The organism is Citrobacter sp. Cpo015 (assembly GCF_030333035.1).
Classification (GTDB): Bacteria; Pseudomonadota; Gammaproteobacteria; order Enterobacterales; family Enterobacteriaceae; genus Citrobacter; species Citrobacter portucalensis.
The window spans coordinates 86340-111507 of record NZ_JAOWGS010000031.1 but is presented as its reverse complement, the minus strand read 5'-3'; the positions used below and the strand labels follow the sequence as shown (position 1 = coordinate 111507).

Annotated in this window: 18 protein-coding genes; 5 read left to right on the top strand and 13 right to left on the bottom strand. The window is 52.8% G+C overall.

Features of this window, described 5'->3' with window-relative positions; translation table 11 throughout:
* Window positions 1-139 precede the first annotated feature (139 nt).
* Together OGY67_RS11575 and OGY67_RS11570 are read right to left on the bottom strand one after the other, a co-directional pair.
* The gene (locus OGY67_RS11575; RefSeq protein WP_008785868.1) at window positions 140-1138 is read right to left on the bottom strand and encodes a Gfo/Idh/MocA family protein; all 999 of its coding nucleotides are present in this window, start codon (window positions 1136-1138) and stop codon (window positions 140-142) included.
* A gap of 72 nt (window positions 1139-1210) precedes the next feature.
* Complete coding sequence (locus tag OGY67_RS11570; RefSeq protein ID WP_016154609.1) at window positions 1211-1711, bottom strand: M48 metallopeptidase family protein; 501 nt, start codon at window positions 1709-1711, stop codon at window positions 1211-1213.
* Window positions 1712-1793: 82 nt separating this feature from the next.
* On the opposite strand from OGY67_RS11570, the gene rlmG reads away from it, so the two are divergent.
* The gene (gene rlmG, locus OGY67_RS11565; RefSeq protein WP_286573985.1) at window positions 1794-2930 is read left to right on the top strand and encodes a 23S rRNA (guanine(1835)-N(2))-methyltransferase RlmG; all 1137 of its coding nucleotides are present in this window, start codon (window positions 1794-1796) and stop codon (window positions 2928-2930) included.
* Between the two features lie 53 nt (window positions 2931-2983).
* Here rlmG and OGY67_RS11560 read toward each other — a convergent pair whose 3' ends face one another.
* From OGY67_RS11560 to ebgR, 7 genes are all read right to left on the bottom strand, one after another.
* On the bottom strand, window positions 2984-5002 hold the full coding sequence (locus OGY67_RS11560) for an oxidoreductase (protein WP_286573984.1): 2019 nt from the start codon (window positions 5000-5002) through the stop codon (window positions 2984-2986).
* A gap of 229 nt (window positions 5003-5231) precedes the next feature.
* Window positions 5232-7583 (bottom strand): alpha-glucosidase, encoded by a 2352-nt coding sequence (ygjK, locus tag OGY67_RS11555; RefSeq protein ID WP_286573983.1) that lies wholly within the window; start codon window positions 7581-7583, stop codon window positions 5232-5234.
* A gap of 16 nt (window positions 7584-7599) precedes the next feature.
* Window positions 7600-8661: a protein YgjJ gene (ygjJ, locus tag OGY67_RS11550; RefSeq protein WP_286573982.1), complete on the bottom strand. Its 1062-nt coding sequence runs from the start codon at window positions 8659-8661 to the stop codon at window positions 7600-7602.
* A 207-nt stretch (window positions 8662-8868) separates the two neighbouring features.
* The gene (locus OGY67_RS11545) at window positions 8869-10302 is read right to left on the bottom strand and encodes an amino acid permease (protein ID WP_286573981.1); all 1434 of its coding nucleotides are present in this window, start codon (window positions 10300-10302) and stop codon (window positions 8869-8871) included.
* Between the two features lie 65 nt (window positions 10303-10367).
* Complete coding sequence (locus OGY67_RS11540; RefSeq protein WP_153686680.1) at window positions 10368-10817, bottom strand: beta-galactosidase subunit beta; 450 nt, start codon at window positions 10815-10817, stop codon at window positions 10368-10370.
* A complete protein-coding gene (ebgA, locus tag OGY67_RS11535; RefSeq protein ID WP_286573980.1) occupies window positions 10814-13906 on the bottom strand; it encodes a beta-galactosidase subunit alpha in 3093 nt (1030 codons plus the stop codon). The genes OGY67_RS11540 and ebgA overlap by 4 nt, the downstream gene beginning before the upstream one ends.
* A gap of 207 nt (window positions 13907-14113) precedes the next feature.
* Window positions 14114-15097 carry a transcriptional regulator EbgR gene (gene ebgR, locus OGY67_RS11530; RefSeq protein WP_032945068.1) on the bottom strand — a complete coding sequence of 328 codons (984 nt, stop codon included), beginning with the start codon at window positions 15095-15097 and terminating at the stop codon, window positions 14114-14116.
* A gap of 209 nt (window positions 15098-15306) precedes the next feature.
* On the opposite strand from ebgR, the gene OGY67_RS11525 reads away from it, so the two are divergent.
* Window positions 15307-15639, top strand: a complete 333-nt coding sequence (locus tag OGY67_RS11525) for a tRNA-binding protein (protein ID WP_016157522.1) — start codon at window positions 15307-15309, stop codon at window positions 15637-15639.
* A 77-nt stretch (window positions 15640-15716) separates the two neighbouring features.
* Here OGY67_RS11525 and ygjG read toward each other — a convergent pair whose 3' ends face one another.
* A complete protein-coding gene (ygjG, locus tag OGY67_RS11520) occupies window positions 15717-17096 on the bottom strand; it encodes a putrescine aminotransferase (RefSeq protein WP_167371260.1) in 1380 nt (459 codons plus the stop codon).
* Window positions 17097-17526: 430 nt separating this feature from the next.
* On the opposite strand from ygjG, the gene OGY67_RS11515 reads away from it, so the two are divergent.
* Window positions 17527-19047, top strand: a complete 1521-nt coding sequence (locus OGY67_RS11515) for a methyl-accepting chemotaxis protein (RefSeq protein ID WP_286573979.1) — start codon at window positions 17527-17529, stop codon at window positions 19045-19047.
* A gap of 53 nt (window positions 19048-19100) precedes the next feature.
* Here OGY67_RS11515 and OGY67_RS11510 read toward each other — a convergent pair whose 3' ends face one another.
* Window positions 19101-19784 (bottom strand): PadR family transcriptional regulator, encoded by a 684-nt coding sequence (locus OGY67_RS11510; RefSeq protein WP_286573978.1) that lies wholly within the window; start codon window positions 19782-19784, stop codon window positions 19101-19103.
* 235 nt (window positions 19785-20019) lie between these two features.
* Here OGY67_RS11510 and OGY67_RS11505 point away from each other — a divergent pair, with 235 nt between their 5' ends.
* Window positions 20020-20793 carry a siderophore-interacting protein gene (locus tag OGY67_RS11505; protein ID WP_057067405.1) on the top strand — a complete coding sequence of 258 codons (774 nt, stop codon included), beginning with the start codon at window positions 20020-20022 and terminating at the stop codon, window positions 20791-20793.
* Here OGY67_RS11505 and OGY67_RS11500 read toward each other — a convergent pair whose 3' ends face one another.
* Complete coding sequence (locus tag OGY67_RS11500; RefSeq protein ID WP_003828520.1) at window positions 20794-21642, bottom strand: helix-turn-helix domain-containing protein; 849 nt, start codon at window positions 21640-21642, stop codon at window positions 20794-20796.
* A gap of 67 nt (window positions 21643-21709) precedes the next feature.
* Between OGY67_RS11500 and cfa the strand changes: the two genes are divergently transcribed.
* Window positions 21710-22864, top strand: coding sequence for a cyclopropane fatty acyl phospholipid synthase (gene cfa, locus OGY67_RS11495; RefSeq protein WP_048225647.1), 1155 nt, complete (start codon window positions 21710-21712; stop codon window positions 22862-22864).
* Between the two features lie 473 nt (window positions 22865-23337).
* On the opposite strand, the gene OGY67_RS11490 is transcribed toward cfa, so the two are convergent.
* A complete protein-coding gene (locus OGY67_RS11490) occupies window positions 23338-24996 on the bottom strand; it encodes a glycerone kinase (protein WP_048215500.1) in 1659 nt (552 codons plus the stop codon).
* Window positions 24997-25168: the final 172 nt, after the last annotated feature.

The following is a 25168-nucleotide window of genomic DNA, read 5'->3' as shown; positions in this document are numbered from 1 at the left end:
ATCGCCCGGTGACCGGATGTGGTTTTTCACACATCGTAATGACGATCAACCGACAACGAAGTTACTCCCCTTTGCGGGTTACAAAATATTACAGGCCATGCTTTCAGTCAATGGCCTGCAACATTCGTTTTACACACCTTTACGCAGTCAGCGATGTTTCCGCTTCGTCTGCCGGGAAAACCACGCCGGTCTGGCGGCGAATCTCCGTTTGCAGTTTGGCGGTGATACGGCTGACGGCCAGTGCCGGGTGATCCACTTCGCCGGATTCAACCAAATGGGCAAAAGCCTCTGCCTCATACAGCATAGTATTGATGTGTTGAGGCGTCGTCAGATCCTGCGTTTTCCCACCGCGTGGCACGAAGCACACCTTTTGGCATTCGGAGATATGCTCGATGACCAGCGATCCCGACTCGCCCTGAATTTCACTGGCTAATACCGAGTCGCTTACTTTTGAGTGCTGGAGCGTAACGCTGAAATCACCGTAATTCAGCACCACCACGCCGTGGGCATCCACGCCGCTTTCCAGCAGGCTGGCGCTGGCCTGAACGCTCTGCGGTTCGCCCCACAGCGCAACCGCCGAGGCCAGGCAGTAAAAACCGATATCCATAATCGAGCCATTGGAGAACGCCGGATTAAACGTGTTCGGATTTTCACCGTCCAGATAGCGCTGGTAACGCGAGGAGTACTGGCAGTAATTGATAAACGCTTTCCTGATTTTTCCTACTCTGGGTAGTGATTGCTGTAACAGCAGGAAATTAGGCAGGTAGGCGGTTTTAAACGCTTCAAACAGCACGACCCGATTCTCACGCGCGCAGGCGATAGCGGCTTCGGCTTGCGCCAGATTGGAGGCCAGCGGCTTTTCGCAAATAACATGCTTTTTGTGCCGCAAAAACAGCTCGGTCTGAGGGAAATGCAAAGAGTTTGGACTGGCTATGTAGACGGCGTCGATCGCCTCGCTTTGCGCCATCGCTTCCAGTGAGGTAAACAGATGTTCGACAGGGTAATCGTTGGCGAAGGTCTGCGCCTGCTCAAGGCTACGAGAATAGACTGCGGTTAACTTATATTTGCCGGTTTCATGGGCGGCATCGACAAACTGGCGGGTGATCCAGTTTGTGCCAATTACTGCGAAACGTATCATAAAGGCCTTCAGGCTGCGAAAAGGGATTCTTTCGTCAATTTAGCATGCCCTGAAGACAAAGCCAGTGCGCGACTACGCAGTTTGCTTTAACGATTGTTGCGTTAACCACAGGCGGGTATCGAACTCCAGTTGATGATACTGAGGCTCCATATGACAGCAAAGCTGGTAAAACGCTTTGTCGTGCTCTTTTTCCTTCAGATGCGCCAGTTCATGAACGACGATCATGCGTAAAAAGGGTTCTGGGGCATTGCGAAACACGGTGGCGACGCGGATCTCCGCTTTGGCTTTGAGCTTACCGCCCTGCACGCGAGAGACGGCGGTATGCAGCCCCAACGCATTCTTCAGAACGTGGATCTTGCTGTCATACATGACTTTATTCAGCGGCGGGGCGTTACGCAGAAACTGATTTTTCAGATCCTGGGTATATTGCCAGAGCGCTTTGTCAGTCGCGAAGTCATGCGTACCCGGATAGCGCTTCTCCAGCACTGCGCCCAGGCGCTGCTCAGCAATCAGAGTTCTCACTTGAGAAAGCAAATGTTCCGGGTAGCCCTGGAGGTAAGTTAGTTGGTTCATTCATGTCCACGCAAATCATAAAAGTGTATACTCACGCACCCTTTTCAGGGATACGCCGAAATTTTACCATTCAGGAGGGCCGATGAGCCACATAGACAACGGTTTCCGTTCGCTGTCACTTAAACGTTTCCCGGAAACGGATGACGTTAACCCGCTGCTGGCGTGGGAAGCTGCAGATGAATATCTGCTGCAACAGCTGGACGATACCGAGATTAGCGGCCCGGTGCTGATCCTGAATGATACCTTCGGCGCGCTGGGCTGTGCGCTGGCGGAACATGCGCCGTACAGCATCGGCGATTCCTATCTCAGCGAGCTTGCCACACGCGAGAACCTGCGTCACAACGACATTGCCGAGTCGAGCGTCAAGTTCCTCGACAGTACCGCTGACTATCCGCAGGCACCGGGTGTGGTGCTGATTAAGCTGCCAAAAACCATGGCGCTGCTGGAGCAGCAACTGCGTGCGCTGCGCGAAGTGGTAACGCCAGAAACGCGCATCATCGCCGGGGCAAAAGCGCGTGATGTACATACCTCGACGCTGGAACTGTTTGAAAAAGTGCTGGGTCCAACCACCACGACGCTGGCGTGGAAAAAAGCGCGTTTGATCAACTGTACGTTCAGCAAACCGGAGCTGGCCGCTGCCTCACAAACGCTAAGCTGGAAGCTGGAAGGCACCGACTGGACTATCCATAACCACGCCAACGTCTTCTCCCGTACCGGGCTGGATATCGGCGCGCGCTTTTTTATCGAGCATCTGCCGGAAAACCTCGAAGGGGAGATTGTTGACCTTGGCTGCGGTAACGGTGTTATCGGTATGACGCTGCTGGCGAAAAACCCAGAAGCCAGTGTGGTATTTGTTGATGAATCGCCAATGGCGGTGGCTTCAAGCCGCCTGAACGTGGAAAGTAACATGCCTGAAGCGCTGGATCGCTGCGAGTTTATGATTAACAACGCGCTGTCTGGCGTTGAACCGTTCCGCTTTAACGCTGTGCTGTGCAACCCACCGTTCCACCAGAAGCACGCGCTGACGGATAACATTGCCTGGGAAATGTTCCACCACGCCCGTCGCTGCCTGAAAATCAACGGTGAGCTGTATATTGTGGCTAACCGTCACCTCGACTACTTCCACAAGCTGAAGAAGATTTTCGGCAACTGCGTAACCATCGCCACCAATAATAAATTCGTGGTGCTGAAAGCGGTCAAAACCGGTCGCCGTCGGTAATAGCGGGTGCCGGATGCGGCTAACGCCTTATCCGGCCTACGAAATACATCCTGTTAAATTTCCAGTGCCAGTCGGGTGCCTTGCGCAATAGCGCGTCGGGCATCCAGTTCCATCGCCACATCGCAGCCGCCGATCAGATGCACCGTTTTACCTGCCGCGTGCAGCGGATCGACCAGTTCACGGCGCGGCTCTTGTCCGGCGCAAATCACCACGTTATCCACGTTAAAGATCACCGGTTCGCCGTTCAACACAACGTGTAACCCATCATCATCAATCTTCTGATAGCTGACTGCCGGGATCATTTTCACGCCGCGTGAGAGCAGGGTGGCGCGATGGATCCAGCCCGTCGTTTTACCTAAACCTTGTCCCGGTTTGCTGGCTTTTCGCTGCAGCATCACTATCTGGCGAGGGCTGCGGGATAAGTGCGGGCCTTCCGGGCGTAAGCCGCCAGGTTGTTGCAGGCTGGTGTCGATCCCCCATTCCACGCAGAACTCCGCAATGTTCTGGCTGGTGGGTTCACCCGGCTGACTCAGATACATTGCGGTATCGAAACCGATCCCGCCGCAGCCCACGATCGCCACGCGTTTACCCACCGGCGTTTTATCGCGCAGCACGTCGAGATAGCTCAGCACTTTCGGATGATCGATCCCCTCGATCGGCGGCATACGAGGCTCGATCCCACTGGCAAGGATCACTTCGTCGAAGGTGTGCAGATCGTGTGCGCTGACAAAGTGATTCAGCTTCAGGGTCACGCCAGTCACGTCGATCATCCGACGGTAGTAGCGCAGGGTTTCATAGAATTCTTCTTTGCCGGGGATCTGTTTGGCGATATTAAACTGCCCGCCAATCTCGCCATGTGCGTCAAACAGCGTCACGTGATGCCCGCGCGCTGCGGCATTAATGGCGAAGGCGAGGCCCGCAGGCCCCGCACCGACAACCGCCAGATTTTTCGGCACAACTGCCGCAACGATCGGCATTTTGGTTTCATGGCAGGCGCGCGGATTGACCAGGCAAGAGGTGACTTTGCCGACGAAGATCTGATCCAGACAGGCCTGGTTACAGCCGATACAGGTGTTGATCTCATCCGCTCGTCCGGTTTGCGCTTTTGACAGCAGTTCGGCATCGGCGAGGAACGGACGGGCCATCGACACCATATCGGCATCGCCACGGGCCAGAATGTCATCGGCGACCTGGGGATCGTTAATGCGGTTGGTGGTGACCAGTGGGATTGTTACATGCCCTTTCAGCTTACGCGTCACCCAACTAAACGCACCGCGCGGTACCGGGGTAGCGATAGTGGGAATACGTGCCTCATGCCAGCCAATACCGGTGTTAATAATGGTGGCCCCCGCGGCTTCTATAGCCTGCGCCAACTGAACGGTTTCGTCGAAGGTTCCGCCGTTTTCCACCAGATCGAGCATCGACAGGCGGAAGATAATAATAAAGTCATTCCCGGCACGCTGACGTACCGCTCGCACCACCTCAACGGCAAACCGCATGCGGTTGGCATACTCACCGCCCCATTGGTCATCGCGCTGGTTGGTACGCAGTGTCAGGAATTCGTTGATGAGATACCCTTCCGACCCCATCACTTCCACGCCATCGTAGCCCGCTTCCCGCGCCAGCTGTGCGCAGTGGGCAAAATCTTCAATCAACTGCAGCACTTCATCGTGCGTTAATTCATGTGGCGTAAAGCGGTTAATGGGTGCCTGAATAGCAGAAGGCGCCACCAGATGCGGCTGGTAGCTGTAACGTCCGGTATGCAGGATTTGCAGGGCGATTTTGCCGCCTTCATCATGCACAGCATCGGTAATGACGCGATGGTGAGCAAGCTGGCTGGTGTCGTTCAGCATCGCACCGCCTTCCATCCCCACGCCGGAAAGCGCAGGCGCAATACCTCCGCTCACAATTAACGCTACGCCGTGACGAGCGCGCTCGGCGTAGAACGCGGCCAGCCGTTCTGCACCATCAGGATACTCTTCCAGCCCGGTATGCATTGAACCCATCAGCACGCGGTTTTTAAGCGTGGTGAAGCCTAAATCGAGCGGGGCGAACAGCGACGGATAGCTCATAAAGGTGTCCAGTATGTAAAATTATTGTTATGTGGTCGGATGAGTTAATAATTTAGCCGTCGCCGCGTAAAAGGGAAAAGGGGAATGCCGTGATTGTGATGGGATTCAAAAAAGGAGTGGAGCCAGAGGACGAATATGCCGGATATCGGTGCAAGCACCTAATCCGGCCTGTGAAAATGTGTCTTTGTAGGCCGGATAAGCGAAGCGCCATCCGGCGTTATGTCACAGACTACTGTTTTTTAAGAAAATCGTTATACAGCATATAGAGATGCGCCGCGCTCCAGGAGAAATTCGGTGCGCCCTGCTGTGCGCCGGTCAGCGGGTTATAGTTTTCCTGAATCGGACCGTCAGCGGTGAGGCCTTTGGCGTGGCTGAAGAAGGTATCCGCCAGTTTTAACGCGTCATCGCGATAGCCGTAACGCTCCATACCTTTTAGCCCGAACCAGAACTGATCCACCCAGACGCGCCCGCGCCAGTAGATATCCGCGCCAAAAGCCGGGTTGGTCAGCGCCGCTGTGCCAAGTGGGACAAAGGTGTTGAACTCTTTGGGGTCGAGCATCACCTTAACCACCGCGTCCGCATGGGGCTGCGTTGCTGCGCCGTTAAACAGCGGTGACCAACCTTCCGGCCCTTTGCCACGTTCGACGATCGGTTTACCCGCGCAGCCGTTTGCCAGCGGTTGCTCCTCAATACGAACGTCATAATAGAATTTTGTTGTCGGGTCGAACATGCAGGTGTTGATGTAATCTGCGAGTTTTTGCGCCAACTGGCGATAGCGTTGCGCCTCTTGGTGTTTGCCGAGCAGGGTCGCCATCTGCGCCAGATAATGGTTGTCGCTGTACATGTAGCTGGCCTGATCGACTGACTCCTGCAACAGCGAGTAACCCAGCAAATTACCGTCTTTACTGCGGTTTTCGGCAAATTTCACCACCCAGTCGCTGCGTTTTCCACCACCCGCGACGTATTTATCCAGTTGATCTTTATCGATAAAACCGAATACAGCCGCATCGTCACGACCGGACTCCCACGAGGCGGCAACCTGCGCTGGGATCTCCAGGCTGTCATACTGACCCTTATCGATCACGGTGGCGTAGTTGTTAAGCCCGGAGAGCGTTTCTTCCTTGTCGCCTTTTTTCACCGTAAACAACATTTCGCCGCGGTCAGTATTGTGGGCTTTATCGCGGGTAGCGCCGTATTCCGGCACGCCGTTGCCATTATGATCGCGGTTACGCAGCCACCAGTCGTGATACGCAACCAGCTTTGGATACATCTCTTCGAGCCAGGCCTTGTCTTTGGTGACGTTGTAGACCTCCATCACCGACCAGGCTGCCAGGCTGGGTTTGGTGTTGCGCTCGTTCCAGTTACCGCCGTCGCCGCCGCGTTCCGGGCTGAGATTCCAGGCAATCAGGTCGGGAATGAATCCGGCATCCTGCGGGCGAACCGGATCACCGGGTTTAACCTGCCATGAAAAGACGGCGCGAATATTCTCTTTGGCGATCTCCGGGTTAAAGTGCGCCATAGCGAAGGCCTGCTTCCAGGTGTCCCACGGCCAGGTTTGGTTGCCGGAGAACCAGCGGCCGGTGACCGATGGCGTCACGGTATTGTGTTTTACCGCACCGCCTGGCGAGCGCCAGTTGCCGTTTAGCGTTTCAATAGCTTTTACCGCGACCCGGGTTTGTTCCGTTGTGGCATCCGGGTTGGTTAAGCCTTTTTGCAGATAATCTGCCCAGCGCTTTTGTGATGCAGCAAGATACCAGGCCGGGCGCGCCAGAATATCGCGGATCTGCGGCTGCTCTTTCGCCACATCCTCGGCGGTAAGCAGATGAGACCAGGTGGTGTAAATAGTTGTCGAACCGCTGATATGGGCCTTCCCCGTAAAGCGATGACCGTTAACCGTGGTTTTCATAGCGACAGATTTATGCACCTGATACTCCGACTCACCGGAGGTGAGCAGATCCCAGGTTGAGCGCACTTTGCCGAAGGTGACTTTCAGACCGTCGTGCGTGGCGGTGATTTTGCGCTGATAGCCAGGGAATTCGCTATCAATGGTTTTATCCGACAGCGCTTTTCCCTCTTTGGCTTCCAGTTTCTCCAGCAGCTCGCCGTCCCACACCAGATCCAGCGGCGTGTTGCTGGTGATTTTGGTTTCCAGCAGCGAGGTGCGCGGGCTGGCAAAACGCAGCGTCATCTCTATTTGCACATGCTTAGATGAAAGCTTTTGCACCAGCGCGCCGGGAATGCTGTAGGCCTCAAGCGCGAAATCGACCTTTTTACCGTGCTGGTACACCGTCAGACGGTCAAAATTGTTGGCCATAAAATTGATGTATTCTTCGGTCAGCAAAGCCACGCCTGGAAAGCCGCCCATCGTTGCAGGGCCGTCCGGGAGCAAATGACCGTGCCAGGCGCCAAGATCGAAAAATGGATTAAAGCGCTGGTGGTCGTCGTGATCGTAGTCATGCATGTAGCCCGGCGCACCGGTGCGATTAATGATGTTTTTAAAGTCGTTAGCACTGGCGGCATGTGCGGAGAAGTTCATCAGCAGAATACAGGCCAGCGGCGTGAGAATAGGTTTCATGTTCATGGTATTCCGGTCCTTGTTACCAATAGAAATATTGCATCAGGAAGATTTGGTCGCTCGGGTCGCCGGATGCATTCTGCATATAGAACCGACTGTCGAAGGCGGTAGCGAAACGGCCGCCGCCGTATTCATACCAGATACCGAACTGCATAAAGGAAGTGGTTTCGTCCTCGGCGCGATCCGGTCGGTGTTTGGCGTAGCTATAAGCAGTGGAGAGGTAAACGCCTTTTAGCGCTTCATACATTGCGCTGACCATATAGCCGGTTTCGGTGCCGGACACATCCAGCCCGTCGGCGCGGCCCGTGTGGTGCCAGGCGCGGGCGGCGAAGTTGGGCGAAAGGATGCCGGTCAGGAACAGCTGTCCGGTACCATCTGTGATCTCCAGGCCGTTCATCCAGGTTACGCCTTCAGTCAGGTCGTACTGGATATAGCCGTTCATCATGGCCGGATAGGTATATTTATCGTCGTAGCGATCGTATTTACCAAAGTGCAGCCAGGCTTTGCTCTCGTCGTGGTGTCCGGCGGGCGTCGCGGTCACGCTATAGCGCAAAGGACCGGTCAGGTTTTGTACCTTAATGGCGGTCATGATGTCGCGGGTGTTGGGAATAACGTAGCCCAGGTCTGGAGTGAAATCCCCCCACCATTGCAGGTCATCCAGCGAAGAGTCCTGGCGCAGACTGAGTATCAGCTCCGTGCCATCATCGGTGCGGTAACCACCGTAAAAGCGGTTGATCCCGCCCTCGAATCCGCCCCAGCTATGGTCAGGAACCCAGGCATTGCCCTGATGGTCGGCCTGCACGGTCCAGCCCTCGCCGTAGATCAGACCAAACCAAGAGCCGTGTTTTATCTCCAGGCCACCTTCTATATAGGTACCATCACTGTATTTATGTTTGTCTTGTCCTTCTAAATCCATATATCCTCCCATGCCCAATTCGCCATAAAAGCGAAATGAGGGGGAAGATATTTCTGGCGTTTTCGTGTCGTCGTGTTCTGCAGGGCGAACTTCTTCTGCACCCAGAGAGGAGACGCAGAAAAAGGGCAGGGCAATAATTGCCCTGCAACAATGGCTAATGTTTTTCATGCTTCGATCCTAAGAAAATAAAATTTAATTTTTATTGTTATATATCCGTCATACTTCAAGCTGCATGTGCGTTAGCTACGTTCGTTCACCCCAGTCACATAGTTATCTATGCTCCTGGGAATTCACTCACTTGCCGCCTTCATGCAACTCTAATTATTTTGGTTATAGCCTTGGAGAATATTGTTTATTGTTATTATGTTTTAGTCATTAATTGATATCTGAAGCAGGGGCTGCCTCAATAGCTTTTTCTTCTTTGGTTAGCCCTTTGATATATTTACTGTATTTCCACCAGGCAAAACCGAGGAAAATAACAATCCCACCGACGTTATAGAAAATAATGGTCATGATATTGCCGCCGGTTGGGAAGGTAGAGGCAATAAATCCGATGGTGAAAAGAACGATCAGCATCGACACCACAACAATGCCGGTTTTTTGCGAACCCATACGGAAGTCGCGCGGTAAGTGGTCCAGTTTTGCACGCAGATTCAGGTAAGCCAGCATAATAAACAGCGGCGGCAGCATCGAGGCGGCGGCGGTCATGTTGATGATGGCGTTCATTAAATCCTGCACGGTATTGGAGCCGAGCGTCGGGATAATCATCAGCGGGATAACGATCAGGAACTGGATCCATGCTGCACGGGCCGGGACGCCGTTTTCATTCAGTTCGACGGTTTTTTTACCGAAAATACCCGCCGGAATTTCAGAGAAGAAGATCTTCACCGGCGTTGCGGTCCACATCAGCAGGGAGCCGAACATCGCGGTAAAGGAGACCAGGCCGACAAAGCGGTTCACGACCAGCTCCGGCAGGCCGAAATATGCCGCCAGGCCGTGGAATACCTGCACCGAACCACCGGTAAACTTCAGCTCTTTGCTGCTGACGAAGACGTTGATTAGCACCGAGGAGATGGAATAGAGCACGCCGATAAAAATCCCGGCAATGATAATGACCTTCACGAATGATTTGGAGCCGCCCTTGACGTCGTTGACGTAAACCGCCACCGACTCCGCGCCGCCTGCCGCCATAAAAATCCAGGTGGTGATACCGAGGAAGGCCCAGTTAAAATTCGGGATCATTGCGTCTACGGTGATAGGGTCAGCAGGCTGTACGCCACCAACCAGCGCCGTACCTGCCAGTAAAATATAGGACAGCGTCAGCAGCAGCATCAACGTGGAGGTGACCGAGGTAATCGGCCCTAACATTTTTGCACCATTGGTCGAAACCCAGGTGGAGAAGGCAAACAGCACCATACTTAACACGGTGGTTGCGAACGGCGTCAGAATGTATTCGTAGCCTAAAAAAGCATATGAGGCGTAGGCAATAACGCGGGGCAAAAGCGAGGTAAAAAAGAACAGGTTAACGAACCAGTAGGTGTAGGCAGTAATAAATGCCCAACGTCCACCCAGCGAACTTTTTACCCATGCGTAGACACCGGCTTCGGAGTTTTTATTCAGCGAAACAAATTCGGCGATGATTAAGCAAAACGGAATAAAGTAGAAAATCGTCGCGAGGAAAAACATCGGTGCGGATGCCAGACCAAGCTCAATATTATTGTTGATTACGTTATTAAAACTATAAACCGCGGCAAAGGTGAGTGAAAGTAAGCCGAACTTGCCGATGGTATTACGTTTGGTATCAGACATAGCACATCTCCGATTCCTGATTATTATAGGGTACTGGCGGCGCAACGTCGGCGCCGCCTGTGTTTTTATTTATTATGAAAATAACCATCTTCGATGGTGACTTTGAGTACGACTTTTTTCACTGCGTTATTACAAATAAAACGATAGGCTTCATGGTTGTCACAAATAACCATTTGTCCTTCGTGCACTTCGATGGTTTTTCCACAACCTTTCAGATATTCGCGATCGGTTTCATCGCGATAATATTCAACCACCTGGAGATCCTCTTTGGCGGCATACTCTATTTTTTGCTGCCCTTGCAGGTAGTAATGGATCTCAAAATAACGACGATGACCGGTAAACAGCGCATCGGTCGCGGAGTCTGTCTCCACGCGGTAGCTCAGGGAATCACCGATAGAGTGGGCGACGCCTGGCTGAATATTGTCAATATTTTCAATAGCCTCGACGCAGCGTTGCCATTTCCGACCTGAAGCATAGCGTTGCTGGAACTGCTCTAAGTTGTCGATGATCCTCATTTTGTATTCTCGCTGTGCATATTCGTGGAAAAGAACCCGGTGCCAAAGGCGCGGTTGGCGGTGGTTTGAGCGCCAGATTCGCTGCCGGAAACCGGCAACAACGTGAAGCCGTAGCTGAATGACGTAAACCAGACGCGCCAGGAATCGAGTACTTCACTTCCCCACGAGTTGGAACCTAAGCCCAGTAACTGGTGATCCAGATTCAGGGTGATGTCATCGCTACGCTGTAGCGCGTTGCAGTGTTGTGCGGCAAAGATATTTTCCGGCGTATAGCGCCAGGCGCTCAGGTTGACAGGGCGCTGCGGGACCACCAGCAGGCCGTTGCCGTGGCGGTTGGTTAGCGTTGCCCAACGCACGTCCTGACGATTGCCGTTGTTTTGCGGGAAAGGATAATTTTCGAACATCTCATCCACGCTGCTGCGCCAGATGTCGATGATGTTGGCCTGCTGGCTATCGGCATAGTTTTCACCGGGACCACGTCCGTAATACGCCACCTGGCCCAAATCACCGTTGATGCCCATCGTGAAACCGATGCACGGAATAATGTCCCGGTACTCGCCGTAAGGCTGGCCAGAAAGTTCCACATTCAGCTGACCGTCCGCGGCAATGCGCCAGCGATAGGTGCAGCGTATACCGAAATCGAATACCGGCGGGGCGATAATGGTCTGGCTGGTTATCAGCAGCGCATCATCGGTTTGCTCAAGGGTAAATTCGCGCAGATGCTCCTGCATAATCTGTAAATGATTCGGCTGCCAGAGGCCTTCGAACTCTTGCTTGTGGTTATCAATGGTCGGTTTGAAGAAATTAATCTTCGGCTCGCGGGTAATCAGCTCTTCGCCATTGACGTTCCAGGCGATCGGTTTACCGGTCAGCTTTGAGAAGGTCAGATGGAAGTTATAACCGCGAACGGTGCAGCTCTGGCGGCTGTCTTCCAGCGTCAGAGGGTTGGCGTTTTGCAGGCTAAACGGTACGGCAGCCGCCGTTCTGGCCTTCAGCGGGAACTGATAAGTCGCGATGTGATGCCCGGCTTCACTGTATGACGTGCGGGAATCTTTCGTCACGGTGACGTTAAGGAACGCTTCGCGCGCATCCAGCTCCGGCAGTTCGCATTGCAGCAGCGCGTCGCTGTTGGGAGGAACGTCGCGCAGTTTTATCTGCTGAACAGAGAGCGTATCTCCTTCGGCGCGAACCTCAATATGCAAGGTGTAGTCGTCAAGCGTGGTGAACCAGAGTTTGTTTTCTACCCGTAGCTCGCCGCGGGCCAGATCCTGTGCGCGCACTTTCACCGGCGCAATTACCTGCTTGTACTCTTTCAGTCCCGGTCCTGGGGTTTGATCGGAATAAATCAGGCCATCAAGGCAGAAGTTGTAGTTGTTCGGATAGTCGCCGTAGTCGCCGCCATATTTGTACCAGACGTTGCCGTCGTCATCTTTAGCCTGAATCCCGTGATCGCACCACTCCCAGACATAGTGCCCCTGAATGCAATCATGCTGATAGAAGACGTTCTGATATTCCGTTAGCCCGCCGGGACCGTTGCCCATGGCGTGAGCATATTCACAGATGATGCGCGGTTTAGGATGCGGATATTCACCAAACTCATTCATCAGCGGCACGCGGGTGTACATGGTGGAGATGATATCCACCACTTCAGCGTCACGATCTTCTTCGTAATGGATCAGACGCGTGTCATCCAGCGCTTTCGCAGCGTGATACATGGCGCGGATGTTACAGCCGTATCCGGATTCGTTACCGAGCGACCAGATGATGATCGAAGGGTGATTTTTCTGCGCATGGACGTGGCGCACGATGCGCTCAACGTAGACATTTTCCCACAGTGGATCGTCGGTGATCCGACTGATATCGCCGATATTGGCGAAGCCGTGAGATTCAACGTCTGTTTCGGCCATCACGAACAGGCCGTAGATATCGCACAATTCATAGAAGCGCGGATCGTTCGGGTAATGGGCGGTGCGTACGGAGTTGATGTTGTGCTGCTTCATTAACAGCAGATCTTTTTCAACGCGATCCATACCGACAGCACGGCCCTTAAGATGATCGTTATCGTGGCGGTTAACACCATGCAGCATCACGTAGCGGTTATTGATGTAAAACAGACCGTCGCGAACTTTAATATCGCGGAATCCAACACGCTGTGGCACGACCTCAAGGATGTTGCCGCTGGCATCTTTCAGCGTCATCACCAGATGGTAGAGATACGGCGATTCCGCAGACCACTGCTGCGGCGCGCTAACCTTGAAATGAAAAGCGGTCTGCGTTTGTTTATCCACCTTCAGGGTGTTAATCACACCGCTATGCAGCGCCTTCTCACCGTCAAACAAGGTGTATTCCAGCGACGCTATCGCTGGCGTGGAGGCCAGGTTTTCCAGCGCAATGTCGCAGGAGAGGGTGGCGTCGCGATAGTCATCATCGAACTCGGTGCGAACGGTAAAATCCTGAATGTGGGTCGCCTGTTTGCCGACCAGATAGACGTCGCGGAAAATTCCCGCCGACCACCACATATCCTGGTCTTCAACGTAGGTGGAATCAGCCCATTGCATTACGCGAACGCACAGCAGGTTATCACCGGTCTTCACCACCGCGCTGATATCAAATTCGGCCGTCAGGCGACTGCCTTTGCTGAAGCCAACGTACTGACCATTCACGTAAACTTCGAAGTAGGTTTCTACGCCATCAAACTTAATCAGCGTCTGTTTGCCCTGCCAGCCTTCGCTGAGGGTGAAAATACGCTGATAGGCCCCGGTGGGGTTATTGGTCGGAACGTAGGGGACATCAATCGGGAAAGGAAAACCTTCGTCGGTATACTGCAGCTTGCCGTGTCCTTCCATCTGCCACATGCCGGGGACGGTGATGCTGCCCCAGTCACTCATAAACTGCGACGTAAAGGCTTCCGGCACCTGCAGCGGATGCTCAAAGAACTGAAAATTCCACTGACCGCTTAGCAGCTGAAAGAGACTGCTGGTTTCGCGGGCAAACGAGCGAGCCTGCGCAACGGAGTCGTAAGAGAAAAAATATGCGCGTGGCGCCAGTCGATTTTCGTGGGTGAGCTGAATGTTTTCCCAGCGATTCATAAGGCCTCCCGGTGGAGAAAAATCGGAACCATTCATTGTAATGGTGGGTAAGTGTAATTGATGGTGATTTTAGTAAAAGTTTTACTAAAATATAGCGGGTGAGGTGATTTACTTTAACTGGATCACGAAAATAATTCGGACGCGGAAATGAATGCATGACATTGCGCGCCCGGCATCAGAAGAAACCGGGCGGGTTAACGGGGGATTTCAGCGGGTGGTGCCGCGCAGTTTCAGCTTGCTGGGAACAAAAACCAGCAGGGGGAGCGCACGCCCGTCACGGGCTTTTTCGAACAGCAGGTTGACGCCCTGACTGCCCATCATTTCCGAATGAATGCGAACGGTGGAAAGCGGAGGAAAGGTGAAACGCGCCGTTGGGATATCATTAACGCTAATCAGCGAAATATCCTGCGGAATATTCAGACCACGCTCGTGGATGGCGCGCAGAACGCCAATGGCAATCGAGTCTGAAGCCACAAACAGGGCGCTGGGATAGTCGGGTTTCGCCAGCATTTCTTTAGCCAGTTCATAGCCTGATGAACTGGAGAAACCGCCGCGATAGATATCCTGTTCAGAAACGACCTGCTGTAGACGACCGTATTCGACAAACGCGGCTTCGCGGATATCGGCCTTGCCTGGCTGGTCTTCGCCACCGATGAAACCAATGCGGGTGACGCCCTGGGCAATGAAGAAGTCGATGCTCTCTTTGCTGATGCGTGCCAGATCGATATCGACGGCATCATATTCGCTGCCGGATTCATGGAAATCGATAAAGCAGATGTTGTCGGTAAGCGCTGTTGCCGCCTCGCGCAGAGCGGGGGAAGGCTTGCCGACAATAAGAATGCCGGTAATGTGTTTGCTCTCCGGCAGACCACTGTGCTCATAGCAGTTGGTCAGTTCGATCCCGAGTTTCTCACACTGGGTTTCAATCCCATGGCGGATCGCGAGGTAGTAAGGATCGTTGATTTCCAAATCTTGCTGATAGCTGTAGAGCGCCAGAATATGCTGGGGGCCGAGCGCGCTGGTCTGGTTCTTTCGGGCGCTGCTGGTTTTGTACTCCAGCTTTTCCGCGATCTCCAGAATGCGATGCTTAGTCTCTTCTTTTACATTCAGCGTGGGGTCATCGTTTAAAACCCGGGACACTGTCGCCAGGGACACGCCAGCTTCGATTGCGATGTCTTTAAGTGTTGCCATGTTTGCCTTTTCCCTGAGTTACCTGCGCATTGTAAATGAAGTGCTTATCTATTCATCTGTTTTCAGTAAAAAAAGCATGATTAATTGACATGCTCGGGGTAAAACTGGGCTTTCAGAGTGTGATGAGTACGTCATTTTCCCGCTTTTGAGAACAATGCCCGGAAAATATTTTGCTAGTATTTAGTAAAATTTTACCAAAGGAGAAAACAATGGATACCGTCGCATTTGCTGATTTTGCCCGAATGGAAATACGTGTTGGAAAAATCGCACAGGTAAAGCGCCATGACAATGCCGATAAGCTGTATATCGTACAGGTAGATGTGGGAGAGCGTACGCTGCAAACCGTAACCAGCCTGGTGCCTTACTACAGTGAAGAGGAGTTGATGGGCAAAACGGTGGTGGTGCTGTGTAATCTGCAAAAGGCCAAAATGCGCGGTGAGACATCAGAGTGTATGCTGCTGTGTGCGGAAACCGACGACGGTAGTGAAAGCGTACTGTTGACGCCAGAACGCCTTATGCCTGCTGGTGTGCGGATTGTTTAAGTTAGGCTAATTGCCGGATGGCGGCTACGCCTTATCCGGCCTACAAAAGAGTGTCTTCTATAGGCCGGGTAAGGTTGTTACATTTGCTCCACGCTCACCCGTAATGCTGCCAGGGCTTTGCGCGTCGATCGCAATACCAGATCGCATTGCTCGATCGTTAACGTCAACGGCGGTTCGATGCGGATCGTCTTTGCATTATTAAGCGTGCCGGCAACCAGCACCCGCTGGCGGAACATCTCACTGGCAAAGTTGTAGCCGATTTCATTATCGACAAACTCAATCGCCATCAGCATTCCCTTACCGCGTACATCATGCACCAGGTCAGGGTACTCCCGCGCAAGCTGGCGGAAACCATCCAACAACATATCGCCTTTCTGCTCCGCCTGAGCCGGTAAATTTTGCTCCAGCAGGACGTTAATGGTGGCCAGCGCCGCTGCACAAGCGAGCGGGTTGCCGCCAAACGTGGTGGTATGCAGGAAAGGATTGTCGAACAGGACGGAGAACACCTCTTCGGTGGCAATGGTCGCGCCAATTGGCATCACACCGCCGCCCAACGCTTTGGCCAGGCACATAATGTCGGGTTGCACGTTTTCGTGTTCGCAGGCGAACATCTTGCCGGTACGCCCCATGCCGGTTTGCACTTCGTCAAGGATCATCAGCGCGCCAAACTCATCGCAAAGTTTACGAACGGCGGTCAAATAACCTTGCGGCGGCAGGATCACCCCTCCTTCACCCTGGATCGGTTCGAGGATCACAGCTGCGACATCGTCACCGGTCTTTTTACACTCGCTGAGCATGGTGCGCATTGCGTTAATATCGCCAAACGGCACATGACGGAAGCCCGGCAGCAGCGGCATAAAAGGTTTACGGAAGGTGGATTTAGCCGTAGCGGACAGCGCGCCCAGTGATTTACCGTGGAATGCGCCGCTGGTGGCAATAAACGTAAATTTACCGCGCGGCGATTGATATGCTTTCGCCAGCTTCAGGGCGGCTTCAACCGACTCGGTCCCGCTGTTACAGAAAAAACTGTATTTCAGTTTACCGGGCGCCAGTGCGGCGAGGGTTTTTGCCAGCATGGCCCGCAGAGGGTCAAGTAACTCCTGGCTGTGCAGAGGTTGTTTCGCGAGTTGATTCTGTACGGCGGAAACCACGACTGGATTACGGTGCCCCACGTTGAAAATTCCAAAACCACCCAGGCAATCGACGAACTCCTGCCCCTGGGTGTCGACAAGCGTATTCAGGCTTCCCGCTTGCCACTCTACGGCTCCGTAATCCCCGCCTGCAGTTACAGATTTTCGATACTCTAAGAACCCCGGATTGACATGCTCCTTGAAGTACTCAATCACCTCTCGGTTTAACGATTTCATTTCCTCATGATCAAGCGTGCGCTTTTCGATGAGATTCAGTGCGTGTGCGCTGCAGGCCAGGGCCGATGCGCTGGAAGGTAACCTGTTCAAAATATGCTCCCGGAGCTCGCGTATCACATGATACTGAATTAAGTATTGCAGGGATTGCGCCATTCCGGCGCGCTTAGCAAAAATCGGGATAAACACCAGGAAACATCTCATTTACGCAACATTTAATGCCGCGATTTAACATTTGCTGGCATTTTGCCCAAGTAAGGAGCCTGAAAACAGATCGAATAAACGCAAATTTGCGCTAAAAATGGGCAATATTTGCACTGTGACGGTGCGCTGGTAGAAGTGACGTTGAATAGTTACTAGATGAAAGTATTTTAAATCAATGGATTAGAATGCGTACAGATTTTGAGGTTTAATCGCAAATTGCGATCTAAATCAAATTTAACAACTAAAGATAAAAAAATTATCGCCGAAATAACATAAGCCGAAAGAGTTAACAACCAGATAACCTGCACAGGACGCAATCATGTCTTCTCATCCCTACGTTAGTCAGCAAAATACACCGCTGGATGATGATATCACCCTCATGTCTACCACCGATTTACAAAGCTATATCACCCATGCGAACGATACATTTGTCCAGGTCAGTGGCTATCAGCTGAATGAATTGCTCGATAAGCCGCACAATCAGGTTCGTCATCCGGACATGCCAAAAGCGGCGTTTGCGGATATGTGGTACACCCTGAAGCAGGGCGAGCCATGGAGCGGGATTGTGAAAAACCGGCGTAAGAATGGCGATCACTACTGGGTGAGGGCCAATGCGGTACCGATGGTGCGGGAAGGACGCGTGACCGGGTATATGTCGATTCGTACCCGGGCTACTGACGAGGAAATTGCGGCGGTAGAGCCTTTATATAAAGCGCTGAACGAAGGACGTTGCAACCGACGTATTCATAAAGGGCTGGTGGTACGCAAAGGCTGGCTGGGTAAACTGCCGGCGATGCCGATTCGCTGGCGGGTGCGCAGCGTGATGGCATTCATGTTTGTCCTGCTAGCGGTCGCATTGCAGCAAATGGGCGCCGAATGGCCGTTACAGCTGATGAGTGCATTGGTGATGCTTTTTGGAACGGCTATTTTCGAATGGCAAATTGTGCGTCCTATTGAGAATGTCACCCGTCAGGCGCTGAAAGTGGCGACCGGTGAGCGGAACAGCGTGTCGCATCTTAACCGTAGTGATGAACTGGGCCTGATGCTACGAGCAGTGGGCCAACTTGGATTAATGTGTCGCTGGCTCATTCACGACGTCTCCAGCCAGGTGAGTTGCGTGCGCAGCGACAGCGAAACGCTGGCGAAAGGCAGCGATGATTTAAACAAGCATACGCAGCAGACTGTCGAGAACGTGCAGGAAACGGTGACCACCATGAATCAGATGGCGGCATCGGTGAAACAAAACTCAGAGACCGCCGCCGCGGCCGATAAGCTCTCTATTGCCGCCAGTAGCGCGGCAACGCACGGCGGTGAGGCGATGGATACCGTCATCAAAACCATGGACGATATCGCCAACAGCACCCAGCGGATCGGCACCATTACGACGCTGATTAACGATATTGCCTTCCAGACCAACATTCTGGCTTTGAATGCCGCTGTTGAAGCCGCGCGGGCGGGCGAGCAAGGGAAAGGGTTCGCCGTGGTGGCGGGAGAAGTACGTCATCTTGCTAGCCGTAGCGCCAGTGCAGCCAATGATATCCGCAAGTTGATTGATGCCAGCGCTGACAAGGTGCAGTCCGGATCTGACCAGGTTCACGCCGCAGGACGCACGATGGACGATATTGTGGCGCAGGTGCAAAACGTCACTCAGCTGATCGCCCAAATCAGCCACTCCACGCTGGAACAGTCAGATGGTCTTTCCAACCTGACCCGCGCGGTGAATGAATTAAGCAACATTACACAGAAAAACGCCGAACTGGTTGAAGAGAGTGCGCAGATTTCCGCGATGGTGAAACATCGCGCTGGTCGTCTGGAAGATGCGGTTACGGTGCTGCATTAATACTAAAAATACAGGCGGAACGTCAGGCATATGGGTTCCGCCTGCTGTGCAGATTAATCCAGCTGAGTAATATCCAGTGCAGCGCGATCGATAATACCGATGATTTTTTTGATCTGCGCATCGCTGGTATCACCATGATTGACGCGTAGATCCAGCACGGCTTTGAAGTTTTCCAGCGCGCGTTTCATCTGTGGATTTTTGCGTAATTCAAAACCTACGCAGCGGGCTTTAATCCGTTCGTGGATATGTTCCAGATGTTCACGGTTCTCATCCAGCCACTGCTGGCCCTGAGTCGTGATCGCAATCTGTTTACGCCCACCTTCCTCGTCGCTGACGGTGATCAGTGCCTGATCCTGCAAGAAATCCAGCGTTGGATAGATAACGCCCGGGCTTGGGGTGTAATTACCCTGGGTCAGGGTTTCAATCGCTTTAATCAGCTCATAGCCGTGGCTGGCGTCGCGGGTCAAGATATCCAGAATCACCAGGCGTAATTCGCCGTGGCCGAAGAACCGCTGACGACGACCCCCTCCGCCGCCACCACGACCGTGGCGATGTCCGCAACCCTGCTTGTGGTGATGTTCTTTGTTACAGCCTTCATGGCGATGTTCTTCACCTTTGCAGCAACCTGCATGGTGCTCGTTGTGGCGGCCTTCATGGTGATGTCCTTCACCCTTGCAGCAGCCTTCGTGTTGGTGCTCTGAGTGCTTACAGCAACCTTCATGATGGTTTTGCATCATCGTCTCCTGATGTTGTTTAGATATATCTAATTTATATCTAAAAATTATCAGTTTGCAAGTCTACAAATAAAATGTTGTATAACATTATGATTATTATCTATTTTTATGTGTCTGTGATAACTGGGTAATCATAAGTTAACTATATCAAAAAGTGCTTGCAATATTTTTGATTAGCAATCATTATCATTTAAAAAATCAATTTAGATATATCGTATTATCTTCACAAGGCGAAAAAATGACAAAAAACATCTCACGCTACCCACAGCGCGTTCGCAATGAACTGCGTTTTCGAGAACTTACTGTCCTGCGCGTAGAGCGTATTAGCGCGGGCTTTCAGCGTATTGTACTGGGCGGTGACGCTCTGGACGGTTTTAGCTCACACGGCTTTGACGACCATACCAAGGTCTTTTTCCCTGAACCGGGCAGCAACTTTGTACCACCTGTCGTCACCGATGAAGGCATTGTCTGGGCTGACGGTGTACGTCCGTTATCCCGTGACTACACGCCGTTGTATGACGAAACGCGCCATGAGCTGGCACTGGATTTCTATATTCATGACGGCGGCGTGGCAAGTACGTGGGCGATGAATGCCCGTGGGGGTGACAAGCTGACGATCGGCGGGCCGCGCGGTTCTTTGGTGGTACCAGAGGACTATGCGTATCAGGTTTACGTGTGTGATGAGTCGGGAATGCCCGCGTTGCGCCGACGCCTGGAGTCGCTCAGCCGTTTGGCGGTACGTCCGCACGTCACGGCGCTGGTTAGCGTGCAGGATGCAGCCTACCAGGACTATTTTGCCCATCTCGACGGATTTACTCTTCAGTGGTTTATCGGCCATGATGAGCAGGCGGTGAATGAACACTTATCGCGGCTAAGCGTGCCCGCAGACGATTATTTCATCTGGATCACCGGCGAAGGCAAGGTGGTCAAAAACCTGAGTGCTCGTTTTGAAACCGAGGCGTTCGATCAGCAACGGGTTCGTGCAGCGGCTTACTGGCATCAACGCCGTTAATCAGTAATTAGAGGGCGGAACGCCAAACGCCTGGCGGAATGCGTAGCTAAATGCCGCGGTGCTTGAATACCCAACGTCGAGTGCCACGGCGGTTACGCTTTTATTTTTCTTCAGCATTAATACCGATTCAAGTATTCGCATTTTTTGCTTCCAGACGCTGAAAGGCAATCCGGTTTCTTTTTTGAAATGGCGTGAAAAGGTACGGGCAGACATACCCAAATGCTGCGCCCAGTATTCAACCGAATGCTCCAGTGCGGGGGATTCTTGTATTGTTCGGCAGACTTTGGTTAATTCACGATCCTGCGGCCAGGGTAATACAAAAGCGACTTCCGGGAGTTGCAGAATAATATCGACCAGCACACTAACCAGCTTGCCCTCTTTTGACTGACTATCATAATGGCCTGAAATTGAATTCGTGGCGTAATGAATAAACTCTCTGGCGAAATCACTGATAGCCACTACTTTGCATTCATTGATGCTCTCTTCAAGAAAACCCGGTTTAATATCCAGATTTTCTAAATACACATCATCTAATGCCCAAACCGCATGCTCCGTATTATTTGGGATCCAAATGCCATAATGCGCCGGGATTATCCAGCACTTACCGGCAACATCAATGCGCATGCTGCCTTTGCGGGCGAAATGAAACTGCATAAAAGAGTGTGAATGCTGCGGTACATGGTGGTTGGCTTCCAGGACATAAGAGCGAAAGAATACGTCCTGCGGCAGTTCGGTCATGGAGTTATCCGGGAAGGAGTTCCACTGTTTTTGCGCGAGAGTTTCCATAAATGAATCGTCAATGCTCCCGATGGTGTGTCCGCTGCTCGATAGATCTTGTCCGCGGATCATAATACATACACTCTTTTTTCCATAATAATCTTGCGTAATAATTTTTAGCCCACTTTTGGTAAATACCATGAACTCGCTTTGTTCAGATGCTGTCATCGTCAATGAAACAAATGATAACTGGACCCGAATGGGAAAAGAGCTGCTTTCGCAAGCGGATATCAGAATTAATGGCTCGCGCGCCTGGGACATTCAACTTCATCATACTGGTTTCTTTAAACGGGTATTGCAACAAGGCTCATTAGGGCTTGGCGAAAGCTATATGGAAGGCTGGTGGGACTGCGAACGGCTCGATATTCTGTTCTGCAAAATCCTGAAAGCAAAACTCGACCAGCAGATGCCAGGTAATCTGAAAGATATTTTGCGCATTGCCAGCGCACGCCTGTTTAATTTGCAGTCACGTAGCCGCGCATGGATCGTCGGTAAAGAACATTATGATATTGGTAACGATCTCTTTGCGCTGATGCTTGATCCGCATATGCAATATTCCTGCGGTTACTGGAAAGACGCGACCACATTAGACGAAGCGCAAAATGCCAAATTAAAAATGATCTGCGAGAAGCTGCAGCTTAAGCCGGGTATGCGTTTACTCGATATCGGTTGTGGATGGGGCGGGTTGGCAGAATATGCGGCGCGTCATTATGGCGTGGCGGTAGAAGGCGTTACCATTTCCAAAGAGCAGCAGAAAATGGCGCAGCAGCGCTGTGAAGGGCTGGACGTTAACATTCTGCTGCAGGATTATCGCGATCTTGATAAACACTACGATCGCATTGTGTCTGTGGGGATGTTTGAACACGTCGGGCCGAAAAACTACGACACCTATTTCAGCATCGCCGACCGTTGTTTAAAACCGGACGGACTGTTCCTGCTGCATACTATTGGCAGCAATAAAAAAGGGATGAGCGTCGATCCGTGGATCAATAAATACATTTTCCCGAACGGTTGCTTACCGTCGATTTCCCATATTGCCGAGGCCAGCGAATCACGGTTTGTGATGGAGGACTGGCATAACTTCGGCAGCGATTATGATAAAACGCTGATGGCCTGGCATGAGCGCTTTAATCAGGCCTGGCCGGAGCTGTCATCACGTTATTCCGCCACCTTCAGAAGAATGTTTAATTATTATTTATGTGCCTGCGCAGGGGCTTTCCGCGCCAGAGATATTGAGCTTTGGCAGGTGCTGTTTAGCCGCGGCGTAGAGGGCGGGATCCGCGTTTATCGTTAACGTTCTGCCGGATGGCGGCGTTGCCTTATCCGGCCTACATAGGTTTGTACTCGTAGGCCTGATAAGCGCAGCGCATCAGGCGTATCTTCGCCGGATGGCGGCGCAAGCGCCTTATCCGGCCTACATAGGTTTGCACTCGTAGGCCTGATAAGCGCAGCGCATCAGGCATTTCTTCGCCGGATGGCGGCGCAAGCGCCTTATCCGGCCTACAAAAGTTTGCACTCATCGGCCTGATAAGCGCAGCGCATCAGGCGTATCTTTGCCGGATGGCGGCGCAAGCGCTTTATCCGGCCTACAAAAGTTTGCACTCGTAGGCCTGATAAGCGCAGCGCATCAGGCACTTCTTCGCCGGATGGCGGCGCAAGTGCCTTATCCGGCCTACAAAGGTTTGTACTCGTAGGCCTGATAAGCGCAGCGCATCAGGCGTATCTTCGCCGGATGGCGGCGCAAGTGCCTTATCAGGCACTTATGGCTTAGCTCAATTCACTCTCTGCCAGCGCTTTAAATACCATTGCGACGGCATGCGCGCCGGGGTCCATATTTCCGAGCAGGCTTTCGCTGCTCAGATACGATGCGCGACCCGCATTGGCTTTGCTCGACAAACAGGTTCGTTCGGCTCCCGCTTGCGCGGCGTCGAAGGCGGCCTGCAGATTTTGCGGCTGCGTGAGCAGCGAAGTCAGAGCCGGTTGCAGCGCATCAATCATGGTGCGATCGCCTTCGTCTGCGCCGCCGTAGAACTTCATCTGCGCCAGTCCCGTATTCAGGGCTTCGGCAACGTTAGCTCCCTGTTCCAGTTTCTGCCCGGCGGCGGTAAAGAAAATAGACATCAGCACACCGCTGGAACCGCCCATCACCACGGTCAGACGTTCGCCAATCAGCGCAAACAGCGTGGCAAGGTTATCCAGCGGCAACTGCTGACGATGCAACAGACCGGCAATTTCGCGCGCGCCTGCGGCAAAGGTTGAACCGGTATCGCCATCGCCGACTTTGGCATCCAGCGCATTAAGATGGGTCTCCAGATCGGAAAGGGTTGTGGTGACAAGCTCCACAATCCCGGCCACCAGGGCATTTGCCGAAGGCTGGAATTCCACGCGTGCGCTACGCTGAGATGACGGTACACAGCTGATTTCACGCGGTGGGACCGGCGTCGGCCAGTTACTGGTTTCCACCTCTGTGAGCAGCGCTTTTTCGATGCTCTCTTCCAGCACGATGGCCGTCAGCGAAAAGCCTTTCATATCCAGTGCGGTAACCAGCGAGGCCGGGCCAATCAGCCAGTCGATACGCGGATGCAGCGGGCTGCTGGCCAGTTCGCGGGTAATGATGGCCATTTCGGCAACAGAAACGCCGCCAAGATTGTTAATCATCACCGCCAGACGGCCGGTTTCAGGCAGGGCAGCCAGCAGTTTATCCACCATCAGGTTCACCACCTGCGCACTGTTCTGGGTGTCGATGACCGAGGCGCCTGGTTCGCCATGAATGCCCATACCCAGCTCCGCGTGGCCCGGATGATGACGCGGTGCGGCGTCGGTTTCTTGCGGCAGATGACAGCTGGAAAGCGCAACGCCCAGACTGAAGGTGTTATTGGCCGCGTATTGCGCTTCACGCAGGACGGTGGCGAGGTTGTAGCCGCGTTCGGCAAAATAGCCCGCGATTTTATGCACCAGGATGGTTCCCGCAATGCCGCGCGGGTGTTTGTTATCCGGCAGGGAGATGTCATCGCCGACAATCAGCATTTCAACGTTGTAACCAAGGCGACGGGCTTTCTCGGCGGCAAGACCGAAATTAAGACGGTCACCGGTGTAATTTTTCACGATCAACAAACAGCCCGCCTCACCGGTTACCGCCTGAATGGCGGTCAGTACCGCATCTACGCTCGGGGAAGCGAACACGTCGCCACAGACTGCGGCGGTTAGCATACCTTTACCGATAAACCCAACGTGCGCGGGTTCGTGCCCTGAACCGCCGCCGGAAATGACCGCTACGTTATTTTTGTTGAGGTCACGACGGACCACGATGCGAATGGCCGGATCGCTTTCCAGACGCGCCAGGTTATTCCACGGGCTGGCGATAATCGTACCGTCGATGACGTCGCTCACGAGATGGGTGCGTTGATTAAAAAAGAATTGAGACATAACGGCTCCTTGAGGTTGAGTGTAAGACAAACCCCCGGAAGCATGGTCATGGTGCGGAGGCGATAGAGAGATTCTGGCGAAGTCAGCGTGGAAAAAAACAACGTTAAAATGAGTTTCATTACGGAACGTTGTTATTGTTTTTTGTTCCGAAATGAAACCTAAAAGAACGGGG